The following is a 387-nucleotide window of genomic DNA, read 5'->3' as shown; positions in this document are numbered from 1 at the left end:
GCTACGTCGCCCGCGAGATCTACCGGCAGATCCACCCGGCGACAACCTCCGTCGCCGCGTCTTCTGCCACTTGACGAACATAGGGGCATCCTCAACACCCACCTCACCGCCGGCATGCGCCGCTACATCGCCGACCGCGACTGGCTCACCGTCTTCCAACTGCCGCCCCACGCACCCGACCTCAACCCGGTCGAGGGCATCTGGTCCGTCCTACGACGCACCACCGTGGCCAATCGCGCCTTCGCCGACCCCGATGACCTGATCACCGCCGTCCGACGCGGCCTACGCCAGCTCCAGTACCGTCCCGACGTCCTCGACGGCTGCCTCACCGGCACCGGCCTCCGACGCCAGCCACCATGACGACATCACGCATTCAAGGTCAGTAAG

The 387-nt window shown here is 67.2% G+C and carries 1 protein-coding gene; it reads left to right on the top strand.

Annotated elements, in window-relative coordinates; translation table 11 throughout:
- The coding region (locus KUM44_RS37305) for a transposase (RefSeq protein WP_254390684.1) at window positions 1-360 on the top strand (360 nt) is incomplete at its 5' end.
- Window positions 361-387: the final 27 nt, after the last annotated feature.

The organism is Streptomyces sp. AC550_RSS872 (genome assembly GCF_019049285.1).
GTDB lineage: Bacteria > Actinomycetota > Actinomycetes > Streptomycetales > Streptomycetaceae > Streptomyces.
Note: the sequence above shows the minus strand (reverse complement) of the source record. Positions and strands in the feature narration are given on the sequence as shown.